The following is a 19212-nucleotide window of genomic DNA, read 5'->3' as shown; positions in this document are numbered from 1 at the left end:
TCAAGGTCATCAAGCGCAGGGCCTACGGGTACCGTGACGAGGAGTACTTCTTCCTCAAGATCCGCGCCGCGTTCCCCGGAATTCCGCGATGAACCTTTTTTTTGCCCTCTCGCGTCCGGGCCGGCCGGATAGGAAATACCGCTTCCGATCATTGAAACAAGCAATTTCACAGAATCGCACCCCATCGCCATACTGGCGCTTCCTGATCACACACCGATTCAAGAGGAAGCGCAAATGCCGATCATCAACAGCCAGATCAAACCGTTCAAGGCCACCGCGTATCACAACGGCGACTTCGTGCAAGTCAGCGACGAGACCCTGAAGGGCAAATGGTCCGTCGTCGTGTTCTATCCGGCCGACTTCACGTTCGTGTGCCCGACGGAGCTGGGCGATCTGGCAGACCGCTACGCCGAATTCCAGAAGCTCGGCGTTGAAATCTACGCGGTGTCGACCGATACGCACTTCACGCACAAGGCATGGCACGACACGTCGGACACGATCTCGAAGATCAAGTATCCGATGATCGGCGATCCGACGCTCGCGATCTCGCGCAACTTCGACGTGCTGATCGAGGAAGAAGGCCTCGCGCTGCGCGGCACGTTCGTGATCAACCCGGAAGGCGAGATCAAGCTGTGCGAGATCCACGACAACGGCATCGGCCGCGACGCGGGCGAGCTGCTGCGCAAGGTCCAGGCCGCGCAGTACGTCGCCGCGCACCCGGGCGAGGTCTGCCCCGCCAAATGGACGCCGGGCGCCGACACGCTCACGCCGTCGCTCGACCTGATCGGCAAGATCTGAAGCCTCGCGGCGGCAGTGCCCGCCGTGCGCGTCAAGCAGGCCGCGTCTCGCAGCGGCCCGCGCCCCGCACCGCTGCGTCCGTCGCCGTATCGCATCGCGCGACGGCCGCGCGTACGGCCCATTCTCGTTACGGAATCCGAATCGTCATGCTGGACGCCAATCTCAAGACTCAGTTGAAATCGTACCTCGAGCGGATCAACCGTCCGGTCGAGCTCGTCGCGACGCTCGACGACGGCGACAAGTCGCGCGAGCTGCGCGCGCTGCTCGACGAGATCGCGTCGCTGTCGCCGCGAGTCGCCGTCGTCGAGCGCCGCGACGACGCCGAGCGCAAGCCGTCGTTCTCGGTCGGCGAGCCCGGCAAGGCGGCCGGCATCCGCTTCGCCGGCATTCCGATGGGCCACGAATTCACGTCGCTCGTGCTCGCGCTGCTGCAAGCGGGCGGCCATCCGCTCAAGCTCGACGACGACGTGATCGAGCAGATCCGCGCGCTCGACGGCGATTACGCGTTCGAAACGTATATCTCGCTCACCTGCCAGAACTGCCCGGAGGTCGTGCAGGCGCTCAACGTGATGGCGCTCGTCAATCCGCGCATCCGCCACGTGATGATCGACGGCGCGCTGTTCCAGGACGAAATCGAAGCGCGCCGCATCATGGCCGTGCCGACGATCTTCCTGAACGGCGAAACGTTCGGCCAGGGCCGCAGCAGCGTGAAGGAGATCCTCGCGAAACTCGACAGCGGCGCGAGCCGGCGCGCGGCGCAGGCGCTCGCGGCGAAGCCGGTGTTCGACATGCTGATCGTCGGCGGCGGGCCCGCGGGCGCGGCGGCCGCGATTTACGCGGCGCGCAAGGGCATCGAGACGGGCGTCGTCGCCGAGCGCTTCGGCGGGCAGGTGCTCGACACGATGGCAATCGAGAACTTCGTGTCGGTGAAGGAAACCGAAGGGCCGAAGTTCGCCACCGCGCTCGAGCAGCACGTGAAGCAATACGAAGTCGACGTGATCGACGTGCAGCGCGCGGACAAGCTCGTCCCGGGCCGCGTCCACGAAATTCGTCTCGCGAGCGGCGCGGTGCTGAGGGCGAAGGCCGTCGTGCTCGCGACGGGCGCGCGCTGGCGCGAAATCGGCGTGCCCGGCGAGCGCGAGTACCGCAACCGCGGCGTCGCGTACTGCCCGCATTGCGACGGACCGCTCTTCAAGGGCAAGCGCGTCGCCGTGATCGGCGGCGGCAATTCGGGCGTCGAAGCGGCGATCGATCTCGCCGGCATCGTCCGCGAAGTCACGCTGATCGAATACGGCGCGCAACTGCGCGCGGACGACGTGCTGCAGCGCAAGCTGCGCAGCCTCGCGAACGTGACGGTGATCATGCAGGCGCGCACGACCGAACTCACGGGCGACGGCGCGAAGCTGAACGGGCTCGTCTACGAGGACATGCGCACCGGCGAGGCGAAGCGCGTCGAGCTCGAAGGCGTGTTCGTGCAGATCGGCCTCGTGCCGAACACCGAATGGCTGAAGGGAACGGTCGAGTTGTCGAAGCACGGCGAGATCGTCGTCGACGCGCGCGGCGCGACGTCGGTGCCGGGCGTGTTCGCCGCCGGCGACGTGACGACCGCGCCGTACAAGCAGATCGTGATTGCGGTCGGCGAGGGGGCGAAGGCTTCGCTTAGCGCGTTCGACTACCTGATCCGCAGCGAAGCGGATGCGGGGCTGGCGGCCGACGTCGAAGCCGCGGCGAGCGCGGAGAGCGTCGCCGCCTGACCCGCGCGCCATTCGTTCTACCCACTACCGTTGGCCCTCGTGGCGATGTGGAGAGCATCGTGACGAGGGCTTTTTTTGATGCCGAGCCGCGATGGCCCGGCGCATCGAGCGTTCGTGCATCGTGTCGAGCCGGAGAAGCATCCAAAGCACGCCCCGCCCGCCCCGCCGGCCGCTCGCGACGCCGGCATCGAGCGGGCCCCGAACGTGCGCGCTCAGGGCGCGACAAAGAACAGCCAGACCGCGCAAACAAAGCCGACTGTCCAGACCAGCGAGCGCAGCGTCGCCCAGTTCAACAGATAAAGCACGCCGTACAGTGCGCGCGACGCGACGAAAACGACCGCGAGTTGATCGACGCGCTGCGCGTTCGCGCCGTTGTGCCATGCGACGACGAGCGCCGCGGTGAGGAGCGCGAGCGCCTCCCACGAGTTCTGATGCACGGCGAACGCGCGCGCCCGCCAGCCTTCGAGTTGCGCGAGATAGCGGCGCGGCTCGTGATTGTCGTACTGCTTGCCCGACTTCGCGCACATCGTCCAGACGAACGGCGTCAGTGCGGTGATCAGCAGGCAAGTTTGCGACACCGTCATGTTTCCCCTCCCCTATTGATTATGGTGAACCGGTTAAATTGTCGCGATCGAAGCGCGGCACGGTTCGCCGCCGCGCCAGCCGAACTATACGGCATCGCATCGGCGCGGCAACGGGATCGACGGGGAAAAACAGGCGGATTTCGCTCGAACCGATGTCGAATACGAAGTCTAGGAAGCAAGCGTGCGGCATCGTGCAAGGCATCGCATGCCGCACGGCGCGCGGCGCGCGGCGCGCGGCGGCATGCGACGCGCACGCACGCCGTCTGCTTGCGCCGCCCGGAAGACGAGCGCCGCAAACGGACGAAAGGCGCTCGCGTTGCGCGCGCCGCGTTCCCGCCGAAATCGGCGGGCGAGCCGCGTCAGGCATGTGCCGCGTCGAACGCGACATAGTCGGCGATGCTGAAGAACCGGTATTCGCTCAACAGGTCCGGCCCGGGGAAACCCTCGGGGTGAATGCGTCCGTGGATCGCGTCTCGCGGGCACAGGCCCGCCATGCACATCGCGAGCATGAATTCGTCGAACGGCGCCATGAACTGCCGCGACAGGAAGTGCATCCCCCAATTGAACACCGACGGCAATTGCTCGGTACGCGTCCAGCGCCCCGGCTCGGCGACCGCGTCGTCCAGCAGGCTCGCGGCCCAAGGGCTGTGCCCTTCAACGACGAGGAAGCCGTGCTTCGCGTGCGGCTTCCAGCGCGCGACGAAATCGATCAGGTCGGCGGCCGCGACGTAGCCGGGCACGAGCCCTTCGGCATCGCTGTACGCGACGCGAAACGCACGCTTGATCTCGTCAAGCGGAACCGGCAGCGCCGCATCGTCCGATACGGTCAGTTGTCCCGGATAGTAACGCTCGACGACGCTGCGCAGATGCGCGCGATCGACCTGCCGCAGATGGCGCTCGAGAATCGCGTCGGCGGCGTCGCCGCTGCGCACGCCGAGGCGGCGGTTGTGCACGAGGAACATGAACGTGTGCAGCAGATCGCTCAGCCGCGCCGCGCGGCGGCTGCCGTCCGGAGCCTTCAGCGTCAGGCCGCTCGCCGCCACCGCTTCGTCGTAGCGATCGGGCCGCGAGATGTCCGCGTCGATCACGCGAACGTGCACGCCCGGCACGTCGCTCAGCTCGGACAGCGTGTCCGCCGCGCGGCTGCGCGCCGATTCGTTGTAGTCCGCGCCGATCACGATGAGCGGATACTCGGCGAGATGCCGGCCGCGCCGCGTCGACTGGATCACGTATTGCGCGAGGCGCCGAAGCGCGCTGCCGTCGCCGCAGCCCATGTCGGAGATGCCGGCCGGCTGCTGGTCGAGCGGCGTGTCGTCGAACAGGCGCCGAATGATCTTCGTCGTGATTTCCTTCGACGCCGGACCCGACCCGGCGCCGCTCGACGCATACACGTTCATCACGCGATCGACGTGCCCGTCGCGATCGACGTCGAGCGGATCGGGATCGCCGAACAGCAGTTCGTCGAGCAGCGCATACGAGCGCAGATACGACGCGGCGAGCCCCGCATACGGCGCGGCGATCGGCCGATGAATCCGGCCCGCTTCGTTGAGCCGCACGCGCGCGCCGTCGGCCTCGACTTCCGCCGCGCCCGCGTGACGCATCAGCGCCCAGGCGGCGCGCAGCGTGACGCGGTCCGCGTGCGGCCACGCATCGGCGGCCGACACCCAGTCGCGCTGCGCGTCGAACGCCTCGAAGAAGCTCGGCGCGGCCTTGCCTTGCTGCTTGCCCTGTTTCTCGAACACCGGCATGTCGAGCGCGACCCACGTCGGGCCGAGCAGCAGCCCGTCCATCGCGGTGCGAAGCTGCGCGTGGACGTGCCGCTCGAGCCCGTCGCGCGGTTCCGGCAGCGGCCACCCTTCGACGCAGATGCGCGCGAGATCCACGTAGAGCGCGCTTTCGTCGGCGTCCGTGCGGCGACGATGGCAGAGCGCATGCAGGTGCTGCAGCATCGACGTCGCGTCGGCCAATCGCGTGAAGAGCGGCCGCTGCGCGTTCACGCACTCGACGACGCACGCGCCGGCCGGCGTCAGCGCATAGTCGGCCTGCTCGTCGCCGCTGCCGAGCGTCACCCAGCCGGCGAGGCCGAGCAGGTTCAGCGCGCCCCACAGCAGGCCGAGGTTGAGCGTCGGATCGGCCTTGCGCGTGGCGGCGAACGCGCGCATCGAGCGGGGCTCGCCGGCCTTCAGGGCGTCGAACGCGCCCGCGAGCACCAGGCGCGTGAGCGTCGGCACGAGCACGATGCCGTTCGCCCAGTTGCAACTGCGCGTGTAGGCCATCACGCGCTGCGCGTCGTCGCTGCCGATGCGCAGCGTCGCCGCCTGAACGTCGCGGCGGGTTTCGATCGGTGCGCCGGCGTCGACGATCTCGACGTTCAGCGGCGTGCCGAGCGGCACGCCGAGCAGCTTGCAGCTGTCGTTCGCATGCGATCGGAGGTAGTTTTCGAGCTGCGCGGTCAGGGTGCCGGCAGACGTGGCAAGTTCACAAAGCGACTGCATGATCGGATGCGCCTCACATGGAAGAAGAAATGTCGGACGGAGCCGCGTCCGCGTGCGGGCGCGCGCCTTGGTCCGTTCGGGTGGCGAGATGCGTCGCCAATGCGTCAATCGACGCGTGGTCCCAGACGGCGGATGCGTCGACGGTCGTGCGGAACGCGTCGCTGAACGCCATCGTCAGCTCGACAGCGAGGATCGAATCGAGGCCGATGTCGGCGAAGGTCGTCTCGGCCGTCAGCGAAATCCGGCGATTGCGCAGACGCTCGCCGAGCCATGTCACCAGCCATTGCTCGTATTCCCGCTTCAGCTCGGGATCGGCCGGCGCAATCGGCGCAATCGGCGCGGACGCGACGGCCGCCACGGGTGACGGTGCGTCGTCGGCAAGCGCGATGTCCGCGTCGGACGCGTCCGGACGCGCGTCGTACTCGGCGCGCAGCAGCGGATCGAGCCGCTGCTGCGCGCCCGGCACCGTCTGCTCGATCGGGCCGATTTCGTGCTCGACGCGCCGCGCCCACTCGGCGAGCTGCGCGGCGCTCGACAATACGCGCCGCCGGCCGACCTGACGCTGCGCCGCCTCGACTGCGAGCTCGTATTGGCTCTGCGCCCATTCGAGCGTCGCGGCGTCGACGCCGTGCCGTTTCGCGGCCTGCTCGACGGCCGCGAGCAGCAGCGCCCACTGCGCGACGCTGCCGAGCCAGTAGTTGACCCAGTTCGTCGCATGCGCGGCGCCGCCGAGCGGCTCGCCGTTCGCAAGCCCGTCCTCGAGCAGTTGCTCGCCGAGCCCGCGCAGCTCGGAAGCAAGCGCGCCCGCGCCCGTTCGTTCGCTCAGATAGCCGAGCAGATCGTCGCCGCCGTTCAGCACGCGGCTGCCCAGATGCGCGAGCAGCGTCTCGGTCGGCCCCTCGAAGATCCGCGGCAGCCGCGCGTCGCGGAAGATCTGCGGCGCGAGATTCGTTTCGATGTAGCCGCGCCCGCCGAGCATTTGCATCAGCTCGTCGGAGGTTTGCGACAGAAACTCGGAGCCGAGAATCTTCGCGATCAGCAAGCCGTCTTCGGGTGCGTCGCGTCCCGCGTCGAAATCGGCGGCGAGCAGGTCGATCAGCGCGGTCAAGCCGTCGATGCGGTGCCGCAGATCGCCGAGACGCTGCCGGCTCAGCGGGTTGTCGAGCAGCAGGCCCGTGCCGATCTGGCGCCGCGCGCCGTAGCGATGCATCAGTTGCGCGCAGCGCTTCATCCCGCCGACGCAGACCGCGCCGATGCCCAGGCGTGCGAAATTCATCGTCTGCTGCGCGAGCGCCATGCCCTGCCCGGGCGTGCCGAGCCGGCACGCGTCGCTCACGCGCGCGCGATCCAGATGCAGCGTGTTCTGGATCATGCCGCGCACGCCCATCGTCAGGTCTTCCGCGCCGATCCGCAGGCCGGGCGTGCCCTGCCTGACGGCGAGCCCGACCATCCCCGCGCCGTCGGCCTGCTTCGCGAACACGTTGATCACGCCCGCCCACGCCGACGATCCGCTCCAGCTCTTCTGGCCGCTCACGAGCCAGTGATCGCCGTCGACGCGCTGCGCGGTCGCCCCGATCGCTCGCACGTTCGAGCCCGCGGCCGGCTCGGTGAGCGCGAACGCGGCGAGCGTGCGGCCCGTGGCGAGCAGCGGCAGCAGCTCGTCGCGCAGCGCGGGCTGCGCATGCAGCATGATCGGCCGGATGCCGAGCGTATTGTTCAGGCCGACGAAGAATGCCAGCGTCGAATCGATCGTCGCGAGCTGCGACACCACTTGCAGCATCTCGCGATTCGTGAAGCCGAGGCCGCCGTATGCGCGGTCGATCTGCATGCCGAGCAGCCCTTCGTTGCCGAAGTCGAGCACGATGTGCGGCGGAATCGTCCGGCGCTCGTCGATGGTTCGCGAATCGATCCGCGTGCGTGCATAGTGGCGCAGCCAGTCCTTGAGCTGCTCGACCTTCGCTGCGCTCGGCGATGCGGCGCCGCTCGGGTCGGCCACGTCGGCCGCATCGGCGTTCGCGCCCGACGCGGCGCAAGGCGCCGATGCGGCCGGCGAAGCCGATGAGGCCGACGGCGTGGCCGCTCCCCGCGTCGCGTCGGCGATGCGATCGTCCGCGTCCCAGCGCGCGAGCACCGTCAGCTCGCCGTCGCGCAACCGGGTGCGGCATTCGCTGCGCCGCACCTTGCCGCTCGACGTCTTCGGCACGCTGCCGGGCGACACCAGCAGCACCGCGCCGGGGCTGATGTCGTGGCGAAGCCAGATCGATTCGCGAATGCTCTTGAGCAGCGCGTCGAGATCGCCCTTGCGATGCGTGCGCTCGATTTCGGCGACGACGACGAGCCGCTCCTCGTCGCCCGTGTCGATCGTGAACGCCGCGCAGCCGTTGGGCACCAGCTCGGGCCGGCTGCCGATCACCGCGTACTCGACGTCTTCCGAATAGTAGTTGCGCCCGGCGATGATGATCATGTCCTTCAGGCGGCCGGTGACGTACAGATCGCCGCGATGATGGAAGCCGAGGTCGCCCGTGCCCGCGAACTCCTGCCCCGCCTCGCCGCCGATGCCGCGCTGGAACGTCGCGATCGTCTGTTCGTATTGCTGCCAGTAGCCGGGCGCGACGCTCTCGCCCGCGACGCAGATCTCGCCGATTTCGTCGTCCGCGCAGCGCTCGTTCGTGTTCAGATCGCGCACGACGACCCGCTGCTCGCCGATCGCCACGCCGACGCTGACGAGCACGCGCTCGCCGTCGCGCTCCTGCATCTGCGGCGACAGGCCTTCGAACTCGCGCCGGATCATCACCTTCTGCCGCTGCAGCGCCGCCTGATCGACGCACACCGTGCGCAGCGGCCGCGGCGCGCTGCGCCCCGCGACGAGCAGCGTGCATTCGGCGAGGCCGTAGCAAGGCTTGAAGCGTTCGGGATCGAAGCCCGTCGGCGCGAAACGCTGAGCGAACTCCGCGAGCGTGCCGTAGCGGACCGACTCCGCGCCGCTGTAAGCGGTCTTCAGGCAGCTCAGGTCGAGCGTCGCGAGCTGCTCGTCCGGGATGCGGCGGCTGCACATCCGATAGGCGAAGTCGGGCGCGCCCGTCACGTCCGCGCGAAAGTCGCTGATCGCGCGCAGCCACAGGAACGGATGCTGGATGAAACGCTCGGGCGCCATCAGCACGCAACGGAAGCCGCCGAACAGCGATGTCAGGATGCCGCCGATCAGCCCCATGTCGTGATAAGGCGGCAGCCAGCTCACCATCGTGCTCTCTTCGTGATAGCCCATCCATTCGCCGATCAGCGCGAGGTTGTGCATCAGGTTGCCGTGCGTGACCATCACGCCCTTCGGCTTGCCGGTCGTGCCCGACGTGTACTGCAGGAACGCGACGTGAGAAGGCGCGACGGCCGCCGGCTCGAGCGACGTGTCGAGCGGCTTCGCGGCATCGAGATCGAGCAGCGCGACGTGCGACGCCGCGGTGTCTTCGAGCAGCTTCGTGCAGCGCGCGAAATCGTCGCCCGTGCAGAGGATCGCCTTCGCGCCCGCGCTCTCGACGATGCCGACGATGCGCGCCGCGTGCTGCCGGTTGCGCGGCGGATAGACCGGCACCGCAACCGCGCCCGCGTACAGGCAGCCGAGAAAGCCGCAGATGTAGTCGAGGCCGGGCCGGCACAGCAGCAGCACGCGCTCGCCGACGCCGACTGATTGCCGCTGCAGCAGCAGCGCGACGCGGCGCGCCGAGCGGTCGAGATCCGCGAATGTGATCGATTGCTGCTGCTCGTCGTCGGGCTGACCGCTCAAGAACAGATAGGCGACTTTCTCGCCCCTCTTCGCCGCGCGCGAACGCAGCAGCTCGTTGATCGTCTTCGGCAGATTGGTGGTGGTCATGACGTCATCCGACAGAAAATGAAACCCACGGTCGTGGTGGTAGCGTTCGGCGGCCGGCGCCGAAGATCCGAGGTGAGCCGGCCGGTGGGGCAATCGGCGCAGAGGTCGCCCGCGCCGGCGGTCGCGCGCCTACGCGGCGCGCTGAAACAGGTCGATCATTCGTTCCATGCTCTTCAGATGCAGCGCGCGCGGCACCACTTTCGCGCTGCGCGCCGCGTAGCGCTCGGTCCATAGCTGCGCGAGCGCGCGCGTCGCGGCCGCATCGCCGCGCGTCGCGCGCGCTTCGTCGTCGCGCGCGGCGAGCCCGTCGCGCGCGTGCCGCACCGCATGCCGCGCGATGTCGCCGCCGACGATCCCGTGATGGCCGAGCGCGATCCGCGACGCGTGCAGCCGCTCGATCGCGCCGAGCGACTGCCGATACGCGGACAGATCCTCGAACACGAGCGGCAGCCATTGCGCCGGCCCGTGGTATTCGCCGAGCGCGTCCGACACGAACAGCAGATCGAGCTGCGGGCAGTGATAGCCGAACAGGCAGGCGCTGTGGCCCGGCAGCGCGATCGCGCGCATCCGCATCCCTTCGCCGATGTCGAGCTCCCTGCCCGCATTGAGCGGATGCAGCGGGATGTCGGACAGGTCCGCGAGATCGGCTTGCGCGACCGGCTCCCACGCAACGGACGCCTGAGCGTCGAGCTTTCTGATCGTGCGGCGCGCGGACGGGCTCTGCAGCGCGTCGGCGGTATCGGGAGAGCCGACGACATGCAGCCACGGCATGCGCGGCTGCAAGGTTCCGAGCAGGCTGCAATGGTCGTAGTGCGAATGCGTGATCAGCCAGTAGCGCAGATGCCGGATGCCGCCGTAGTCCTTCAGCAGATCGTGAAGCTGACGCCACACGAGCTCGGTCATGCCGCTCAGCCCGCCTTCGACGAGCGTCGCGGCCTCGTCGTTGACGACCACGTACAGCGGCACGTCCGCGTCGCCGACGATGGCGAGCTGCGAATCGATCCAGCCAGGGGTGCTGTGCCGCATGTCGTTCAGCTCCGGTAGAGCGCGCACGCCCACGTCGCGCCCGCGCCGTAGGTCACGAACAGGTTCAGTTGGCCGGAGCGCATTCGTCCTTGCTCGCGCGCGAGCGCGAGCGCCACCGGAAACGCGGCGCTCGCCATGTTGCCGAGATCCTCGACGGAAATCATGCAGCGCTCGCGCGGCAGGCCGAGCTGCTCGATCACCGCGTCGATGATCCGCAGGTTCGGCTGGTGCGGCACGACGAGCCCGATGTCGCCGAGCGTCAGCCGGTGCTTGTCGAGCATTTGCCGGCACGCGTCGACGATGCGGCGCGTCGCGTCCGCGAACATGTCGGCGCCGCGCATCCGGAAGCAGTGGCGGCCGGCCGCGATGTCGTCGGCGTCGATGAAGTTCGGCCGCTTCGCGCCCGGCGCTTCCGTCTGCAGCAGATCGAACTGCGTGCCGTTCGCGCCGAGCGACAGATCGAGCAGGCCGCGCGTCGCGTCGTCCCGCGCGCTCAGCACCATCGCGGCGGCGCCGTCGCTCAGCAGGATCGACAGGTTGCGGCCCGCGTTGCTCGTGTCGATTCGCCGCGACAGCGCTTCCGCGCAGATCAGCAGCACGTTGCGATACAGGCCGCTCGCGAGGAAGTGTCGCGCGATCTCGATCCCGTACAGTCCGCCGCTGCATTGCGCGCGGATGTCGAAGCACGGAATCTCGCGCAGCCCGAGCCTCGGCTGGATGTAGCACGCCTGCGACGGATCGTGATGATCCGGCGACAGCGTGTTGACGATCAGCAGATCGATGTCGGCGGGCGCGACGCCCGCGTCGGCCATCGCCCGCTCGGCAGCCGGGCACGCGAGGTCCGCGAGCTGCTGGCCCGGCGCGAGATAGCGGCGGTGCCGCACGCCGGTGCGGGTGCGGATGAACTCGTCGCTCGTGTCGATGACGCTCGCGACTTCGTCGTTGTCGACGATACGCTCCGGCAGCGCATGACCGAGCCCGGCGATGACGAGGTTACGCGGCATGGTCGGCCTCCGCGGCTTGGGCGGGCGAATCCGCATCGGTCACGACCGTTTCGCCCCACCGCCACAGCTGCGCGCCGAACCCCCAGCCGGCGCCCGCGCCCGCGATCACCACCTGCGAGCCGGGCTTCACGACGCCGCTGCGAATCGATTCATAGAGCGCGAGCGGCACCGCGGCCGACACGAGGCACGCGCAATCGGCGAGGCGAATCACGTATTGATCCGGCGCGAGGCCGAGGCGCTGCGCCCACGCGCGCACGAGAATCTCGGATGGCTGATGGAACACCATCGCGTCGATGTCGTTCGCGCTCGCGCCGCTCTTGCGCAACAGCCGCTCGACGATGTCGGGAATCGCCTCGGGCATGAAGCGCGCGATCTGCTCCTGCGCCTCCGGTTTCAGCGTGAAATACGCGCCGAATCGCTCGGCCTGACGCTCCGCTTCCTCGCGGTTCGCCGCGGGCCTCGGGTAGCGCCATTGCATCGTCGCGAGATCGTAGTGCGTCGCGTCGCTGCGATAGACGGCGCTCAGCCAGTCCGCGCCCTGCGGATCATGCGCGTCGGCGACGAGCACGGCGGCCGCCGCGCCGTCGCCGAACGTCGTCGACGATTTGCTCGCGTAATCGACGACGCCCGACATCCGCTCCGACGAGCACACGAGCGCGCGCTTCACGCGCCCTTGCTTGATCAGGTTTGTCGCGAGCTGCATCTGCAGCACGAAGCTCGCGCATTCCATTTCGACGTCCGCATCGAGCGCGCGACGCGCGCCGAGCCGTTCGCGCAGCGTGCGCGAGAGCCGCGGCGCGAACCGCCTCGCGCCGCCTTCCGCGTTGACGTACGGCGACGTGATGTTGAACAGCACGAGATCGAGATCGGCCGCATCGACGCCCGCGCGCGCGAGCGCCTGGCGCGCGGTATGCTCCGCCATCGCGAGCTCGGACTCGCCCGCGCGCGGATCGATCACATAGCGCGACTTGATCCCCCAGAAGTGCCACCACTCCGACGGAATCGGCTCGACGTCGTCGAATGCGGGATCGTCGTTGCGCAGCAAGCGCGACGGCAGATTGCACGCCAGACTGGCCATACGAACGTTGTAGGACATCAGACCTCCATTGCGATGCATGCGATGCGCGGCTTGAACGCGTCGAGCGTCAGCGCGGCGACGACCTGCGCGTCGCCGCGCACGCCCGCGGAGGCGGCCGCGCGGGTCGCGAGCCACGCGGGCAGCTGGAACGCGGCGGGTATGTCGGCGGCGCCGTCGATCATGTCGACGCGCGTCTCGCTCGCGAAGCCGGGCTCGTCGGACAGCCAGCCCCGCAGCCACGATTCACGAAACAGTTCGGATACCGGCGCGTCGATCTTGCTTCGCACGTCGCCGACGACCGAGCGCACGGCCGCGTCCGCATTGCTCGGCTGCGTGCGGAAACGGCCCGTGGCCGGATCGAAGCCGCCGTCGAAGCGCGCGACGATGCCTGTTTCATGCATGTGCCGCGCCGGCACGGCGCCGAGGGTCGCGAGACTCGGCGCGTCGAGGTCCGCATAGCTCGCGTGGTAGCGATCGTCGCGGCCGGGCGCGAGCACGATCGCGCCCGCGCCGTCGGCATAGCCGCCGGACTCCGCGCCTTCGACGTCGGCGAGCGCCTCCGCCCTCACGACGAGCGCGCGGCGGTAGCCGAGCTGCCGGCAATGGCTCTGCACGAGATCGAGCGCGAGCGTCCAGTCCGCGTCGAGCAGATCGAACACGGCCGCGTTGGACGCGCGCAGATCGCGCTGCACCGGATGCGCGAGCCGCGGCCCCGCGATCGGCGCCGCGTCCGCCATCCGGTTCGGGGAAACCGACAGGCTGACGATGAGATCGAGCTCCGACGGCAGGCAGCGCGCCTTCGAGAGCGCCTGCCTCGCCGCCTTCACCGCATAGTCGTTCGCAAACGGCAGCGCGTGCTTCGCGCCGTCCGATACCGCAATACCCGCTCCTAGTATTTTCATGTCGCTTCGATGTTGATTGAATTGGGCGTTGCCGGCGCCGAACGCCGGCCGCGCGGCGCGGCCGTCAGGCCGCTTGCACGTCGCTCTCGGCCGCCTGCCGCAGCTTGAAGCGCTGCAACTTGCCGGACTCGTTGCGCGGCAGGCCGTCAGCGCGATACTCGATGCGCCGCGGATACTTGTACGGCGCGATCTGCGCCTTCACGTGCTGCTGCAATGCGGCCGTCAGCGCGTCGGAGGCGCACACGCCGGGCCGCAGCACGACGTGCGCGCACACGAGCGTGCCGCCCCGTTCGTCCGGCGCGCCGACGACGCCGCATTCGAGCACGTCCGCGTGGCGCAGCATGGCTTCCTCGACTTCGGCGGGCGAAATGGTGTAGCCGAGGCTGATGATCAGATCGTCTGCGCGCGACTGGTAGAACAGATAGCCGTCCTCGTCGAGATAGGCGGCGTCGCCCGTCAGGTTCCAGCCGTGCTGCACGTAATCGCGCTGCCGCGCGTCGTTCAGATAGCGGCAGCCGGTCGGCCCCCGCACCGCGAGGCGGCCGACGTGGTAGGGCGGCAGACGCTCGCCGCGCTCGTCGAGGATCGCGAGCCGGTAGCCGGGCACCGCCCGGCCCACCGCCCCTTCCTTCACCTGGGTTTCGTCCGCCGACGCGAAGATGTGCAGCATCTCGGTCGAGCCGATGCCGTCGATGATGCGGATGCCCGTGCGCGCGAGCCAAGCGTTGCGCGTCGGCACCGGCAGCGCCTCGCCCGCGCACACGCATTTGCGCAGGCTCGAGATGTCGTGGCCGCCGATGTCGTCGAGCATCGCCCGGTACGCGGCCGGCGCGGTGAAGAGGATGCTCACGCGGTGCGCGGCGATCGCGGCGAACAGCCGGTCCGGCTTCGCGCGCTGCAACAGCACCGCGCTCGCGCCAACGCTCAGCGGAAACAGCAGCAGCGCGCCGAGGCCGAACGTGAACGCGAACGGCGGCGTGCCGCAGAACACGTCGTCCGCGCGGGGCTTCAGCACGTGCTGCGGAAAGCAATGGCAGATCGCCATCACGTCGCGATGAAAATGCACGGTCGCCTTCGGCCGCCCCGTCGTGCCGGACGTAAACGCGACGATGCACGGATCGTCAGCCTGCGTGTCGACCGTCTCGAACGCGGCCGGGTATTCGCGCATCAGCCGCTCGAACGCGGCGGCGTCGTCCGTTTCGTAGCAGCGGAGAAATCCGACGCCGGGCATGGCCTGCGTCGCCGCGTGCAGTTCCGCGGACACCGACGCCTCGCAGAGCGCGTGCGAGACCTTCGCCTGCGCGATGACTTTCGACAATTCGCCCGCGCGCAACAGCGGCATCGTCGTCACCACGACGCCGCCCGCCTTGACGACCGCGAACCACGCGGCGGCGAGAAACGGATGATTGGTTCCGTGCAGCAGCACCCGGTTGCCCGGCACGAGAGCCCCGTCGCGCACCAGCATGTTCGCGATCCGGTTGCTGAGTTCGAGCAGTTCGCGATACGTCCATGCGGCGCCGGATTCGGTCCGGATCGCGACGCGATCGCCCCAGCCGCGCTTGGCCACGGCGTCGTCGAGCAGCGCCGCCGCGCAATTGATGCGCTCCGGAAACTGCAGGCCCGGCAACTCGAAGACGAACTCCGGCAGATCGGTCGTTGCAGGCAGATTCATGCGGCAAAAGTTGTCCATCGTCAGTGCTCACGGGAAGTTGACCGAGAAACCGGGGTGATTCTGCGTCGCACGCGTCGCGTGACGCGCACCGGGCGCGACGAAGCCGCGCGTGTCGCATGCCGGCGTCGTCGGTCGAGCGCGCTTCGATCGAAGGCGGCGGCGCCGCGCCGGCCAACGCCCTGACGTTCGCCGCATTCGGCTCAGGAATGGCCGCGGACGCCGCACCGGCGCCCATCGAAAGTGCTCGAATTGATATGTCGAGTTCGTCTAAATCCGCTTTCCCCTCTTCGATTGGATCATTTCAATCCATTGAATCATGCTCGATAAATTGCATGCTTCGGGAAATATCTTTCGATTCATCTTGAGCGCGCAATGTTAAAACAATTTTCAAAAAAATAAAGCCCCCGCGCGAAAACCCCGCCTTGAATAATCCGCCCATCAACCCCTAAATCATTGAGGTTACAGGCATCCCGACTTTCCTCGAGATTTCCTTTTCTCACCAAAATAGTCGGTCTCTTCGTTTTGTGCGGCCAAAATATTTTTAATGTAATTTGCGCGCGTCGCTTGACGTTTCAAAAACAGAAATAAAGGTAGATATATTTTTTGTCGCGCATTTTCAATTTCGCCAATTGAATCGGAATTCGGCTGGTTGCCGCGGCGGCGCGATTCGCTCCGCCCGGAAATTCCGATCGTCGCGGCGATTTCTCGAGCGATCGATGTCGGTCGAGCGGCTCGGCGCTCGCGCGCCGCGTGAGCGCCTCGCGAATCGAGCGGTTCGGAAGAAGACGCATGCGGAGCGCGAATCGCCGCACGTAAGGGCAAGCGTCGGATGGACAGGCACGTGACCCGCGCGAATCAGGCAGGACCGAGCCGAAGGAAGGATTGAGGAGAACGCGCGGGCGTCGATCGCGCCGATTGCATCGTCGTGACGCCCCGGCGATGAATCAGCGCGCCGCGCGACGCTCGGACGATGCGCACGGCATGGGTCGAATCGTGATCGACAGCTTCGTGCCTTTCACTATCGTCGCGGCGGGCACGCCGCATGCCGGCACCGACGCCGAAGCGACGCCCGCTATCGGACGAACAAGACGCGAAAGCGGATTGACGCGCCGTGCGGGATCGATCGTCCCGCACGGTCCGGCTTGAAAAACTCATCGCGAAGCGGCGGCCGCGCCGACGCACGCGGCGAGCGAACGCTCAACCGCAAGCGCCGATCTCGCCGCACGCGGTGCAGAAATCGCAGCCGTCCTTGCGGATCACCGCATTCGCGCCGCACGAGTTGCACTTGCGCCCGAACATCGTGCGCAGCTCGGCGGCGCTGTGCGTCGCAGCGGCCGTTTCTTCCTCGCTTTCGCCGCTCGCCGATGCCGATTCCGTCTCGGCCGAGAGCATCGCGGCAACCGCATGCGGGTCTGCGCCGCCGCGCGGCAGCGCCGCGAGCAGCCGCGACGGCACCTGATTGCCCTCGGCGTCGAGAAAGCCGCGACGATGCAATATCTGCTGAATCGCGTAGCTGAGCGCGGCGACTTCCGAGTCGTGCCACAGCGGAATGCGCCGGCCGTCGAGCCGCTGCGTCTCGCCGAGCCGCACCTGTCCGCGATCCCACGACACCTTGCGCAGATCCTGCAGATTGCGCGCGACGAAGCCGCCGCGCGCGGCGAGCGACAGCGAGCGCATCGTCGCCGTGATCCATTGCTGCGACTCGTCGCGCTGGCCGACCGGGATGAAGAATTCGATCGGCCGCTCGATCGTCACCTCTTCGCCGCCGATGCGCCCCGTCACTTCCATGAACGACACCGCGACGTACAGCGACTTCTTCCCGAGCTGCGTCAGATACTCGACCTTCTCGATCACCGCGGGCAACTCGCCCTTCGGCCGGTGGTCGATCGCGATCCGCAGCGGATCGAGATCCGCCTCCGTCAGCGTATCGTCCGGCTCGGACGTGTGCAGCACCGCGCCGAGCGTGTCGTTCGGCCGGTACGTCGCGAGCCCTTTCAGGCCGCTCTTCCACGCATCGAAATAGAGGCTCTCGAAATCGTCGAACGGATAATCGGCCGGCACGTTGACCGTCTTCGAGATCGACGTGTCGATGTACGGCTGCACGGCCGCCATCATCGCGAGGTGATCGTGCGCGGACATCTGCAGCGCGCTGACGAAATAATCGGGCAACGCGTCGACGTCGCCGCCGAGCTCGCGGTACAGGCGATAAGCGTAATCCTCGACCGCGAACGTCTGGCGGCTGCCGTCCGCCATGATCTTCGTGCGTTGGTAGGTCCACGAGAACGCGGGCTCGATGCCGTTCGACGCATTGTCCGCGAACGCGAGGCTCACGGTGCCCGTCGGCGCGATCGACAGCAGATGGCTGTTGCGGATGCCGTCGCGGCGAATGGCTTCCTGAATGTCGTCGGGCAGCCGCGACGCGAACGTGCCCGCTTCGAGATACCGGTTCGCGTCGAAGAGCGGGAACGCGCCGCGCTCGCGCGCGAGCTCGACCGATGCGCGATACGCGGCGTCGCGCATCGCGCGCCCGACGCGCGCGGCGAAGTCGCGCCCTTCCTGCGAGTCGTAGCGCAGGCCGAGCATCACGAGCGCGTCGCCAAGGCCCGTGAAGCCGATGCCGATCCGCCGCTTCTGATGCGCCTCGTGGCGCTGCTCGGTCAGCGGCCACAGCGTCACGTCGAGCACGTCGTCGAGGAAGCGCACGTGCGTGCGCGTGCGCTCGTCGAGCGCGGCCCAGTCGAACACGCTTTCGCCGCCGCGCAGTTGAGCGAACGGGTCGAGCACGAAGCGCGTCAGGTTCAGCGGGCCGAGATTGCAGCAGCCGTACGCGGGCAGCGGCTGCTCGCCGCACGGATTCGTCGCACGAATCAATTCGATCGCGCGCAGGTTGTTGTCGTCGTTCATCTTCGAGATGAACACGACGCCCGGCTCGGCGACGTCGTACGTCGAGCGCATGATCTTGTCCCAGATCGCGCGCGCGCGCCTTTCCGCATAGACCCACATGCCGTCGTCGCGCCGATGCAGATCGCCCGCCGCGCGCAGCGCGGGCGACGGCTCCGCGCGGTGCACGAGCTGCCACGGCAGATCCTGCTCGACCGCGTCCATGAACGCGTCGGTCACCGCGACCGAGATGTTGAAGTTGTTCCAGCGGCCTTTCGAATGTTTCGCTTCGATGAATTCGAGCAGATCGGGATGATCGCAATCGAGCACCGCCATCTGCGCGCCGCGCCGCGCACCCGCGCTTTCGACCGTGCGGCACGACGCGTCGAACACGTCGATGTAGCTGCACGGACCGGACGCGCTCGAGCCCGTCGAATGCACGTACGCGCCGCGCGGGCGAATCGCCGAGAAGTTGTAGCCGACGCCGCCGCCGCGCCGCATCGTCTCGGCCGCCTGCAGCAGCGCGACGTAGATGCCGGGCAGCCCGCGCTCGTCGACGCCCTGGATGCAGTCGCCGACCGGCTGCACGAAGCAGTTGATCAGCGTCGCCGCGATCGCGCTGCCCGCCGCGCTCATGATCCGGCCCGCGCCGAGCGCGCCGCGTTGCAGATGCTCGACGAAGCGCGCCTCGACTTCGTCGCGCAGTTCGGCCGGCTCCGCCTGCGCGACGCCGTGGGCGACGCGGCGGTAAATGTCGTCGACCGTCCGCTCGTCGCCCTTCGCGTATTTTTCCAGCAGCACGTCGGTGGAGAATTGTTGCGGAGCGAGGTGAAACTCGGATGCGATGGTCGCCATGGACAGCCTCTCTACGGCACTGCGCGTGGATGATGGGCTCGACACTATAGCCACGGCAGGTGGCGATCGAGAGCGGCGCGTCGCCGCATCCGACGACCATACCGCAGGCGCCACTCCGCCGCAATCGGCGACGCGCGGGCGTCGTGCCGAAAACTACGGGCGGATCAACGGAACGCCGACGAGCGCCGAATGACGCGCCGTCGATCAAGCATAGCCACGCGACGGCCGGCAAGATGCTTGCCGCTTCGCAGCATGCGGGCGGCGCACGACCGGCGGGCGCTGGCGAGCGGGAACGAGCG

Annotated in this window: 14 protein-coding genes; 4 read left to right on the top strand and 10 right to left on the bottom strand. The window is 68.2% G+C overall.

The genetic code is table 11. The features are described 5' to 3' along the window. The first annotated feature begins 234 nt into the window (after positions 1–234). Complete coding sequence (gene ahpC, locus X946_RS23620; RefSeq protein ID WP_038752835.1) at positions 235–798, top strand: alkyl hydroperoxide reductase subunit C; 564 nt, start codon at positions 235–237, stop codon at positions 796–798. Positions 799–944: 146 nt separating this feature from the next. Next, on the top strand, positions 945–2552 hold the full coding sequence (ahpF, locus tag X946_RS23615) for an alkyl hydroperoxide reductase subunit F (protein ID WP_038752833.1): 1608 nt from the start codon (positions 945–947) through the stop codon (positions 2550–2552). 212 nt (positions 2553–2764) lie between these two features. On the opposite strand, the gene X946_RS23610 is transcribed toward ahpF, so the two are convergent. From X946_RS23610 to X946_RS34440, 9 genes are all read right to left on the bottom strand, one after another. Then, positions 2765–3136 carry an MAPEG family protein gene (locus X946_RS23610; protein WP_038752831.1) on the bottom strand — a complete coding sequence of 124 codons (372 nt, stop codon included), beginning with the start codon at positions 3134–3136 and terminating at the stop codon, positions 2765–2767. A 359-nt stretch (positions 3137–3495) separates the two neighbouring features. Continuing rightward, complete coding sequence (locus tag X946_RS23605) at positions 3496–5631, bottom strand: AprA-related methyltransferase (protein ID WP_038752829.1); 2136 nt, start codon at positions 5629–5631, stop codon at positions 3496–3498. Positions 5632–5644: 13 nt separating this feature from the next. Beyond that, the gene (locus X946_RS23600) at positions 5645–9496 is read right to left on the bottom strand and encodes an AMP-binding protein (protein ID WP_038752827.1); all 3852 of its coding nucleotides are present in this window, start codon (positions 9494–9496) and stop codon (positions 5645–5647) included. Positions 9497–9625: 129 nt separating this feature from the next. Next, positions 9626–10522: an MBL fold metallo-hydrolase gene (locus tag X946_RS23595; RefSeq protein WP_038752845.1), complete on the bottom strand. Its 897-nt coding sequence runs from the start codon at positions 10520–10522 to the stop codon at positions 9626–9628. A gap of 5 nt (positions 10523–10527) precedes the next feature. Then, a complete protein-coding gene (locus X946_RS23590) occupies positions 10528–11526 on the bottom strand; it encodes a ketoacyl-ACP synthase III (RefSeq protein ID WP_038752825.1) in 999 nt (332 codons plus the stop codon). Next, positions 11516–12622, bottom strand: coding sequence for a 3-oxoacyl-ACP synthase III family protein (locus X946_RS23585; protein WP_038752824.1), 1107 nt, complete (start codon positions 12620–12622; stop codon positions 11516–11518). The genes X946_RS23590 and X946_RS23585 overlap by 11 nt, the downstream gene beginning before the upstream one ends. Further along, on the bottom strand, positions 12622–13506 hold the full coding sequence (locus tag X946_RS23580) for a hypothetical protein (protein WP_038752822.1): 885 nt from the start codon (positions 13504–13506) through the stop codon (positions 12622–12624). The genes X946_RS23585 and X946_RS23580 overlap by 1 nt, the downstream gene beginning before the upstream one ends. A gap of 64 nt (positions 13507–13570) precedes the next feature. Beyond that, the gene (locus tag X946_RS23575; protein ID WP_038752820.1) at positions 13571–15196 is read right to left on the bottom strand and encodes an AMP-binding protein; all 1626 of its coding nucleotides are present in this window, start codon (positions 15194–15196) and stop codon (positions 13571–13573) included. Between the two features lie 441 nt (positions 15197–15637). Next, positions 15638–16000 (bottom strand): hypothetical protein, encoded by a 363-nt coding sequence (locus tag X946_RS34440; protein ID WP_152611791.1) that lies wholly within the window; start codon positions 15998–16000, stop codon positions 15638–15640. Between the two features lie 117 nt (positions 16001–16117). Between X946_RS34440 and X946_RS23565 the strand changes: the two genes are divergently transcribed. Continuing rightward, the gene (locus tag X946_RS23565) at positions 16118–16324 is read left to right on the top strand and encodes a hypothetical protein (protein WP_038752816.1); all 207 of its coding nucleotides are present in this window, start codon (positions 16118–16120) and stop codon (positions 16322–16324) included. A 51-nt stretch (positions 16325–16375) separates the two neighbouring features. Here the strand turns inward: X946_RS23565 and X946_RS23560 are convergent, their stop codons facing one another. Then, complete coding sequence (locus X946_RS23560; RefSeq protein WP_038752814.1) at positions 16376–18913, bottom strand: adenosylcobalamin-dependent ribonucleoside-diphosphate reductase; 2538 nt, start codon at positions 18911–18913, stop codon at positions 16376–16378. Here X946_RS23560 and X946_RS34435 point away from each other — a divergent pair. Then, positions 18912–19106 (top strand): hypothetical protein, encoded by a 195-nt coding sequence (locus tag X946_RS34435; RefSeq protein WP_145986920.1) that lies wholly within the window; start codon positions 18912–18914, stop codon positions 19104–19106. The two genes, X946_RS23560 and X946_RS34435, sit on opposite strands and share 2 nt — an antisense overlap. Positions 19107–19212: the final 106 nt, after the last annotated feature.

The organism is Burkholderia sp. ABCPW 111 (genome assembly GCF_000773065.1).
Classification (GTDB): Bacteria; Pseudomonadota; Gammaproteobacteria; order Burkholderiales; family Burkholderiaceae; genus Burkholderia; species Burkholderia savannae.
Note: the sequence above shows the minus strand (reverse complement) of the source record. Positions and strands in the feature narration are given on the sequence as shown.

Excerpts from the sequence above, each read along its gene's own strand:
- X946_RS23560 (WP_038752814.1), bottom strand. The coding sequence starts at position 18,913 with ATGGCGACCATCGCATCCGAGTTTCACCTCGCTCCGCAACAATTCTCC.
- X946_RS34435 (WP_145986920.1), top strand. The coding sequence starts at position 18,912 with ATGGACAGCCTCTCTACGGCACTGCGCGTGGATGATGGGCTCGACACT.
- X946_RS23605 (WP_038752829.1), bottom strand. The coding sequence starts at position 5,631 with ATGCAGTCGCTTTGTGAACTTGCCACGTCTGCCGGCACCCTGACCGCG.
- X946_RS23595 (WP_038752845.1), bottom strand. The coding sequence starts at position 10,522 with ATGCGGCACAGCACCCCTGGCTGGATCGATTCGCAGCTCGCCATCGTC.
- X946_RS23590 (WP_038752825.1), bottom strand. The coding sequence starts at position 11,526 with ATGCCGCGTAACCTCGTCATCGCCGGGCTCGGTCATGCGCTGCCGGAG.
- ahpF (WP_038752833.1), top strand. The coding sequence starts at position 945 with ATGCTGGACGCCAATCTCAAGACTCAGTTGAAATCGTACCTCGAGCGG.
- X946_RS23580 (WP_038752822.1), bottom strand. The coding sequence starts at position 13,506 with ATGAAAATACTAGGAGCGGGTATTGCGGTATCGGACGGCGCGAAGCAC.
- X946_RS23610 (WP_038752831.1), bottom strand. The coding sequence starts at position 3,136 with ATGACGGTGTCGCAAACTTGCCTGCTGATCACCGCACTGACGCCGTTC.
- X946_RS23565 (WP_038752816.1), top strand. The coding sequence starts at position 16,118 with ATGAATCAGCGCGCCGCGCGACGCTCGGACGATGCGCACGGCATGGGT.
- X946_RS23600 (WP_038752827.1), bottom strand. The coding sequence starts at position 9,496 with ATGACCACCACCAATCTGCCGAAGACGATCAACGAGCTGCTGCGTTCG.
- X946_RS23585 (WP_038752824.1), bottom strand. The coding sequence starts at position 12,622 with ATGTCCTACAACGTTCGTATGGCCAGTCTGGCGTGCAATCTGCCGTCG.
- X946_RS23575 (WP_038752820.1), bottom strand. The coding sequence starts at position 15,196 with ATGGACAACTTTTGCCGCATGAATCTGCCTGCAACGACCGATCTGCCG.
- ahpC (WP_038752835.1), top strand. The coding sequence starts at position 235 with ATGCCGATCATCAACAGCCAGATCAAACCGTTCAAGGCCACCGCGTAT.